This is a genomic window from Synechococcus sp. R3-13 (assembly GCF_047462195.1).
Classification (GTDB): domain Bacteria; phylum Cyanobacteriota; class Cyanobacteriia; order Thermostichales; family Thermostichaceae; genus Thermostichus.
Window position 1 is genome coordinate 1 of sequence record NZ_JANSIO010000248.1, and the last position, 7,897, is coordinate 7,897.

General features: G+C 61.1%; 5 protein-coding genes. 1 reads left to right on the forward strand and 4 read right to left on the reverse strand.

Annotation, left to right across the window (positions count from 1 at the left end; all coding sequences use genetic code 11):
- Positions 1-37: 37 nt before the first annotated feature.
- Entirely contained in the window at positions 38-3,409 is a 3,372-nt protein-coding gene (locus NW856_RS07725; protein WP_414399726.1) for a hypothetical protein, read from the forward strand.
- Positions 3,410-3,465: 56 nt separating this feature from the next.
- On the opposite strand, the gene NW856_RS07730 is transcribed toward NW856_RS07725, so the two are convergent.
- The 4 genes from NW856_RS07730 to NW856_RS07745 form a co-directional block, all read right to left on the reverse strand.
- Complete coding sequence (locus NW856_RS07730) at positions 3,466-5,097, reverse strand: alpha-D-glucose phosphate-specific phosphoglucomutase (RefSeq protein WP_414399723.1); 1,632 nt, start codon at positions 5,095-5,097, stop codon at positions 3,466-3,468.
- 155 nt (positions 5,098-5,252) lie between these two features.
- Positions 5,253-6,539, reverse strand: a complete 1,287-nt coding sequence (gene arsJ / locus NW856_RS07735; RefSeq protein ID WP_414343360.1) for an organoarsenical effux MFS transporter ArsJ — start codon at positions 6,537-6,539, stop codon at positions 5,253-5,255.
- Positions 6,540-6,564: 25 nt separating this feature from the next.
- Complete coding sequence (locus NW856_RS07740) at positions 6,565-7,575, reverse strand: ArsJ-associated glyceraldehyde-3-phosphate dehydrogenase (protein ID WP_414399724.1); 1,011 nt, start codon at positions 7,573-7,575, stop codon at positions 6,565-6,567.
- Between the two features lie 137 nt (positions 7,576-7,712).
- Positions 7,713-7,897: hypothetical protein (locus NW856_RS07745; protein ID WP_414399725.1), on the reverse strand; the 185-nt coding region annotated here is incomplete at its 5' end.

Sequence of the window (7,897 nt, forward strand, 5' to 3'; positions counted from 1 at the left end):
TGACCCAGGCCAAGATGCAGATGGCGGCTCCCTGTGGTTGGGGACAGGAGAGGCCGTCTTCGCCCAGTTGGATCCCCTGCCCACTGTTGGCGTCGGCGGGACGGAGTTCTCTCTGGAGGGCTACCAGCGCTTTCGGTCAGCGCAAACACTTGTTCAGCGCCTGCAACCGGCCCGCCGGGCTTCCAGTCCAGAACCGATGGCTGCCGCCGATGAGGAGCCCATCACCTTGGCCGAGGCGCAATCTTCTCTGCCTGCTACAGCCTTGACTGCGGCAACCCCACCCCCTACGGCCCCGGTTTCAGACTTTGGATCCCCTCCCCTTGCCAACTCTCCTGAAAAGCCCCTCACGCCAGAAGAACTGAACCGACAGCGGCTACAACGGCTGTTGGCCGAAGGGGCAGCAGCCCATGCTCGGCGACAGGCGCAGCAGGCCCAGGCAACACCTTCTCCCCAACCCCCTTCACCGGCGACGCCCACCGCGGCAGTTCCCAGCCTGAACTCCCTCCAGCTTTCCCAGCCCATGACTTCTCAGGCTGAAGCCCTGCAGGTGGAAGAGCAACCCTGGCTGCGCCCCACCAAGGACTCCGTCCCGCTAACGCGATCGGAATCCAATGGCGAAAACCGGGCTACGGCCCAACTGCAAGGTGGAGCCGGTTCAGAGGCAAGGTTAAATCGGATCCCAGCTTCGACGGTTCCTCCCTTGATCTCCCAAGCCGGTGGGAGCTTGGATTTGGGCGGTGTCCTGTTGGCAGATGCCGCCCCTGCGTCGGGGCTGACGGGATCCCCCATGGCCACTCAAAGGGGCAGGGAAGCCTTTGTCCCCACTGCGGGCTCACCCCTGGCTCCTCAACTGCTGGAGCAGTTCCCCCTTTTGCGGGATCTGGGCACCGGGGCAGATGCCGTCTCGGCGACAGGGAACGTTAGCCAGGGATCCCAAATCCGCCAGCAGCTCTCGGCCACCCCGCAGCGGCAAATCCCCCTCGACCCGGATCAAATCAACGTGAGTGGGGATGTGCTCAGCTACATCGCCGAACAGGACCTGGGCATTGCCGAGGGGAACGCCTTGATCCAACTGGCTGACGGCACCCGCATCACCGGCGACCGGCTGCTGTTTTATCGGCGGGAGCGACGCCTGCGCAGCGAGGGCCCTTTTCGCATGGAGCAGCCCCCTGGCCCCCAAGGGCGGGGGATCCGGCAAATCGAAGGGCGAAATTTGGATCTGGATATCCCCGGTCGCACCGCCCAATTTGAGAGCTCGCTGGTCATTCTGCCGGGGGAGGAGCCGGGCACCAAGGTTTTTGTGCGCAGCCAAGAGACCACCGCCATTTTGGGGGATCAGATCTTTTTCGAGAAAGCCACCGTCACCACCTCGCCAGAGCCACCCATCACCCACTACGTGCAAGGGGATCGGGTGGAGGTGTTTCCCGATGACCGGGTGATCGTCTACAACGCCCGCGTGTTTGCCGGCGGCGAGCTGACAGAAGCAGGGGATCTGCGGGCGGGCCTTCAGATCGCCTATTTCCCCCTGTTCATCTACAGCCTGCGAGATCACCAATGGGTGCTGCCGGGGCGCAGCGAGACAGAGGGGGTGTTTGTCAAATCCAGTTGGGCCTACCGCTTCGACGAATACAACTTCGGCGGCCTGCGGCTGGATGTCATCCAGAAAAAAGGGGTGGGCATTGGTTTCTTGCATGACTACATCCTGCCCATTCCGGACAGCGTCAACTACGGGCGAGCCCAGTTTTACTTGGTGACCGAAGCTGACCAACAGCGCTTCTCCAGCCGTTTCCGCATCGACCACAACTTCGACTTCTACGCTGCCAACCTCTTTGGGCAGGAAGGCCAACTGCGGGGACAGCTCAACCTCAACCTGGACAACACCTACCGTCCTGCCGGCGGACGCAACGACAACGCCGATCTCCGCCTCAACGCCACCTTTCAGGGGGATCTCTCCACCACCACCCTCAACATCAGCCGCACCGGATCCCAGGAGCGGGGCATCTACAGCTTCCCCCTCACCCTCAGCCACACTCAGCGCTACGGGGGCGTGCATTGGCTGCAATCGGATCTGCGCTTGGACTACAACCAGCGGGTGAGCGTCAAAGATGGCCCCGACTTTGCCGATGCGCGGTTGACGCTGGGCACTCAACTGACCCCACCCAGTTGGGGAGGTACCTATCGCCTGGCCTACCGCGCCTACAGCAGTTCCAATGGCGACAACGAGCCGCGTCGCAACTTCGAGCTGGCCTTTAACCCCGACCTCGTTCGCATCACGCCCGATATTGCTCTCAGCAGCGCCCTCACCCTGACTCAAGAGCAACAGCCGGATCAGGAGGTGGGGGCGGGCCTCCACTTTTTCAATCGCTACGAGCTGCGCTCCAGCCTCCAGTTCAACGATATTCAACCGGATCCCTGGATCACCTTCATGCCGGGTTCTATCGATTACACCCAAGTTCTCTACTCCACTCCCGACCAGGAGTCTACTGTCAGCCTCAACCCTCGCCTCAGCCTCAGACCTGCCGACTGGAATACCATCGACCTGCGCTACAGCCGCACCTTCTACGGCAACAATTCTGTGCCCTTCCAAACCCTCTCCACCAGCCCTAAAGATGTGGATCGCATCAATGCCAACATCAGCTTCTTTACGCCCCGCGATCCCCTACCCGATGTGCCCCCAGGCTACATTGCCTTTGAAGATGACCTGCCCGGCGAGCTGCCGATAGCCCTGACCTTCCCCGACGATACCCCGGAGGATTTGGCAGCGATTGCCTCCCGCAACTTGCAGGAGCTGCAGGCAGAGGTGAAAAACCTGGTGCGCCTGGACACCAGCCTTGGCTACGACTTCATCACCCAGAAGTGGGACACCCTCAACGCCAACTTCACCTGGAACACCGCTCCCGATCTGTTCAACATTCAGTTGCAGACGGCCTACGACCTCAACGAAGGGCAGTTGCAACCGATCCGTCTGGAATATCGGGGGCGCAGCAGCACCACGTTTAACCGGGATCAACGCTCCGGCCTGGAGGTGTATGAACCAGGGATCAGCTATGCCCTGCAGGCGGTTTACGATCCCCGGTTGGGCCAGATCTCTACCTATGGCCTGGAGCTGGATGCCACTCTCGGCACGCGATGGCAAAATCACTGGCGGCTGCGCTTGGGCCTGACGGAAGAAGGGATCCGCCGGGTGGAAGTTCGCCGCGACCTGCGGGATTTTGAGCTGCGCCTGGCCTACGATCCGGTAGCCGAGTCGCTGCGCCTGGAAGGGATCCTGGTGGCTTTCCCCAGTCGCCCGGTGGGCCTCACCCAAGAGCGGGGAGATTTTCAACTGACCTCTCCCATCACCTCCCCTATCGGCACCTTTCTGCTCCGCGACGCCGAAGCGACCGGCTGGGATGGCCTCAGGCTCTGATCCCCGCTTCTCCAGGAACCGCCGCCGGCAGGATCCCTGCCAACAGTTGCGGCGGGTTAGGTGATGACGTCTGGCTGCTGCCGACCGGTGCGGGCGCGAATCTGGGCAAGGTGATCGGCCAGTTGAATCTGTTCGGCCAAGGCCACTTGGGGATCCAGGCCATGCCGGGCGGGATCCAGCTCCAATCGCTCCAGGTACACCCGCAGGGTGGCTCCGTGGGTGCCGGTTCCAGAAAGCCGGTAGATGATGCGGGAGCCATTTTCAAAGCCGATGCGGATCCCTTGGTGGCTGGTGGTGCTGCCGTCCACGGGATCGGTGTAGCTGAAGTCATCGGCATAAGCCACTGTGTGGGATCCCAAGCGCTGGCCCACCCACCCGGACAGGGAGCGTCGCAAGTCTGCCATCAGCGCTTCGGCCACCTCCACCGGCAGTCCCTCGTAGTCGTGACGGGAGTAGACGTTGCGCCCATAGGTGCGCCAGTGCTCTTCCACAATCTGCCGCACCGGCTGCCGTCGAACGGCCAAAATGTTCAGCCAAAACAGGACGGCCCAGAGCCCGTCTTTTTCCCGGATGTGGTGAGATCCGGTGCCGAAGCTCTCTTCCCCGCAGAGGGTGACCTTGCCGGCATCCAGCAGGTTGCCGAAGAATTTCCAGCCGGTGGGGGTCTCGTAGCAAGGGATCCCCAGCTTGGCCGCCACCCGATCCGCTGCCTGGCTGGTAGGCATGGAGCGGGCAATTCCCGCCAGCCCTTCTCGGTAGCCGGGTACCCGGTGGGCATTGGCTGCCAGCACTGCCAAGCTGTCGCTGGGGGTCACGTAAAATTGGCGGCCCAGGATCAGGTTGCGATCCCCATCCCCATCGGAAGCGGCCCCAAAGTCCGGCCCATCTTCCCGAAACAACAGTTCCACCAATGGGCGGGCATGCACCAGGTTAGGATCCGGGTGTCCGCCGCCAAAATCCGGCAGGGGCTGCCCGTTGAGCACACTGCCCTCTGGCGCTCCCAGGGATCCCTGGAAAATGGCGTGGGCATAGGGGCCGGTGACGGCGTGCATGGCGTCGAAGGCAATGCGGATCCCGGAAGCCAGGTAGTCGCGGATGGCCTCGAAATCGAACAGACGCTGCATCAGGCTCAAGTAATCGGCCACCGGGTCGATGACGGACACCGTGAGGGACCCCAGCCGTTGCTCGCCCAAGCGATCCAGATCGACATCGGGAGCTTCCAGGATGCGGTACTCCCGGATCTGCTGGGTGCGGGCGTAAATGGCCTCGGTCACCTTCTCCGGGGCAGGGCCACCGTTGCCGATGTTGTACTTGATGCCGAAATCCCCCTGGGGGCCGCCAGGGTTGTGGCTGGCAGAGAAGATGATCCCCCCGTAGGCGCCGTACTTGCGGATGAGACAGGAAACCGCCGGCGTGGAGAGGATCCCTCCTTGGCCCACCAGGACTCGCCCGATGCCGTTGGCCGCCGCCATCTTGAGCAGGATCTGAATGGCCTCGCGGTTGTAGTAGCGGCCATCTCCCCCCACCACCAGGGTTTGGCCGGCGGATCCCTCTAGGACATCAAAAATGGATTGGACGAAGTTTTCCAGGTAGTGGGGCTGCTGAAACACGGACACCGGCTTGCGCAGGCCAGAAGTGCCGGGTCTTTGGCCGGGAAAGGGCGTCGTGGGAACAATGCGCAGGCTCATAGGCTGCCGGAAAAGCTGCTTGCTCCTCTACTATCTCATCGTTGGGCCTCTTGTTTGGGCTGAGTTGCATCGGCAGCGCAGACTTCTTTCCCTGCCCATCCATGTGTGGATTGGGTTGAGCGGACTGCATCATCTCGGCTGGTAGCCCTCCATCTTCAATCCCCTGGCTTAACCACCCACTCCACCGGGGTTTTGCTGGGATCCGGCAATTTCAACGAGAACAGCCCCGCCGCCAAGATCAAGAGGGTGGAAAACCAAAGACAGCCCTCCAATCCGTAGAACTGGAAGAGGATCCCAGAAGTTACCGTCCCCAACAGCCGCCCGCCGGAATTAGCCATGTAATAAAAGCCCACATTGAGGGCTACGTCGTCGTCTTCCGTGTAGGCCAGCACCAGGTAGGAATGCACTGCCGAATTGAAGGCAAAGACGATCCCGAACAGGATCAAGCCGCCGGTGATCACCAGCTCCGGTGCCAGCCCGGCCATGAAGGCTGTGGCAATGATCGCCGGCACCGCCGTCAGCACGAAGGTCCAAATCTGGATGGTGCGGGCCTTGGGAGCACGGCCAGGGCGACCCCCACCCAGCAGTTGCGGCGCTACAAACTGAATGAACCCATAGCCAATCACCCAGATGGCCATGTAACTGCCCACCTGCATAAAAGTCCAGCCCAGCTCGTCGTAGAGAAACACCGGCAGGGCCACCACAAACCACACATCCCGCGACCCAAACAGGAAAAAGCGAGCTGCCGAGAGGATGTTGATCTCTCTGCTCTTGGAAAACAGCCGCTTGAAGGGGATCTTGGCCTTGATTTTGCCCATGTCTGCCGGCAGCAGCGCCCCCGAACAGAAGATCAAAGCCAACGCCCCCGCCTGGACAAAGTTGGCCATGCGGAAGCCCATGGGATCCCCGTAGATTTCGGTGAAGATCTGCAGCAGGGCCGCTCCCACAAAGAACCCCACCCCCTTGAGGGCGTTTTTGGATCCCGTGAGCATAGCCACCCAACGAAACAGGCGGGATTCCGCTTCTTTGGGCACCACCAGGCGGATGGCGCTTTTGGAGCTCATCTTGGTGAGGTCTTTGGCGATCCCGGCCAGAGCTTGGGCCGTCATCACGTAGGCCACCTGGCCCCAGACCGGCCACTGCAGGTTGATCACCCCCAGCATCACCAGGCCAAAGATCTGAATGGCAATGCCGCCGTAGAGGGTCAGCCGCAGGCCAAAGAGGGATCCAATCCAGCCGCCCAGGAAGTTGGTGATCACCCCGAAGATCTCGTAGAAGAGAAACAGCATGGCAATTTGGATCGGGGTAAAGCCCAACTTGTGGAAGTGCAGCAGCACCAACATGCGGATGGCGCCATCGGTGATGGTGAACCCCCAATAGGCCGCTGTAACCAGGGCGTAGTTGCGAACCGCAGAGGCTTGAGCCGTCGAAACAGAAGTCATGGGCAGGTCTCCAAGGGAGATGTTTCTATAGACTGCGGGCCACTTTGCGGGCCAGTTCCGCCATGCGGTTGGCGTAGCCCCATTCGTTGTCGTACCAGGCCAGGATCTTCACCTGGGCGCCATCCACCACCATCGTCGAGGGCGCATCCACAATGCTGGAGCGGGGATCCCCTTTGAAATCCACCGAGACCAAGGGCAGCTCCTCATAGCCAAGGATGCCTTTGAGTGGGCCCTCGGCTGCCGTTTTTAAAAGGTGATTAACCTCCTCCACAGTGGTGGGCCGCCTGACCTCAAACACGGCATCGGTTAGGGAAGCATTCAAGAGGGGCACGCGCACGGCAATGCCGTTCAACTTGCCGTTGAGTTCGGGGTAAATCAGCCCAATGGCCGTGGCCGAGCCGGTGGTGGTGGGCACCAAAGACAGCAGAGCGGAGCGGGCCCGCCGCAGGTCTTTGTGGGGGGCATCCACCATGGTTTGGGTATTGGTGACGTCATGGATGGTGGTGATCACCCCGTGAACAATGCCGATTCCCTCGTGGATGACCTTCACCAAGGGAGCCAGACAGTTGGTGGTGCAGGAAGCTGCCGTCAGCAAATGGTGCCGGGCCGGGTCGTACAGGTGATCGTTGACACCCATAACAATGTTGAGGGCCTCTTCGTCCTTGACAGGGGCAGCCACAATCACCTTGCGCACCCCCGCTTTGAAGTAGGCATCCAGCTCCGCTGCCTTGACAAATTTGCCCGAGCATTCCAACACCAGCTCGATCCCCAACTCTGCCCAGGGCACTTCACCAGGAGACTTGCGTTCGCTAAAGGTGAGGGTTTTGTCCTGAATGCGCAGCCGGTTATCGGATCCCTCGATATCGATAGTCCAGCGGCCCTGCACCGAGTCAAACTTCAACAGGTGGGCCGCCGTCGCCGCTCCCCCTTTGATCTCGTTGATGTGGGCGAATTCCAGCTCTTCCCAGCCCCAAGCAGCCCGCAGCACCAGCCGTCCGATGCGGCCAAAACCGTTGATGCCCACCCGCACTGCCATAGCATTGACCCTAGACTTGTCCAGAAGGGATCCCGCTCTCTCAGGGCAAATCCCGCCTCGACTTTATCAGAACGCCCTAGTCGTTTCAAGACAAGTTGATGGTTAGGGTCAGGAGAGACTGGCCGATGGGGGTCGGTTCACGGTTGGCCTTGGGAAATGTTGCCGAATGTCCTGAAATCCAAAAGGGATCCGCTGAGGCAGCCCCAATCGACAACAGGGCCTATCCTGTAGCCGATTTGCAGTCCAGATCCACACCTCTGGGCAACAATTCGCCCAACCCGGCAACCGGTGGCGTGACATACTCCCATCGCTGACCCTACGG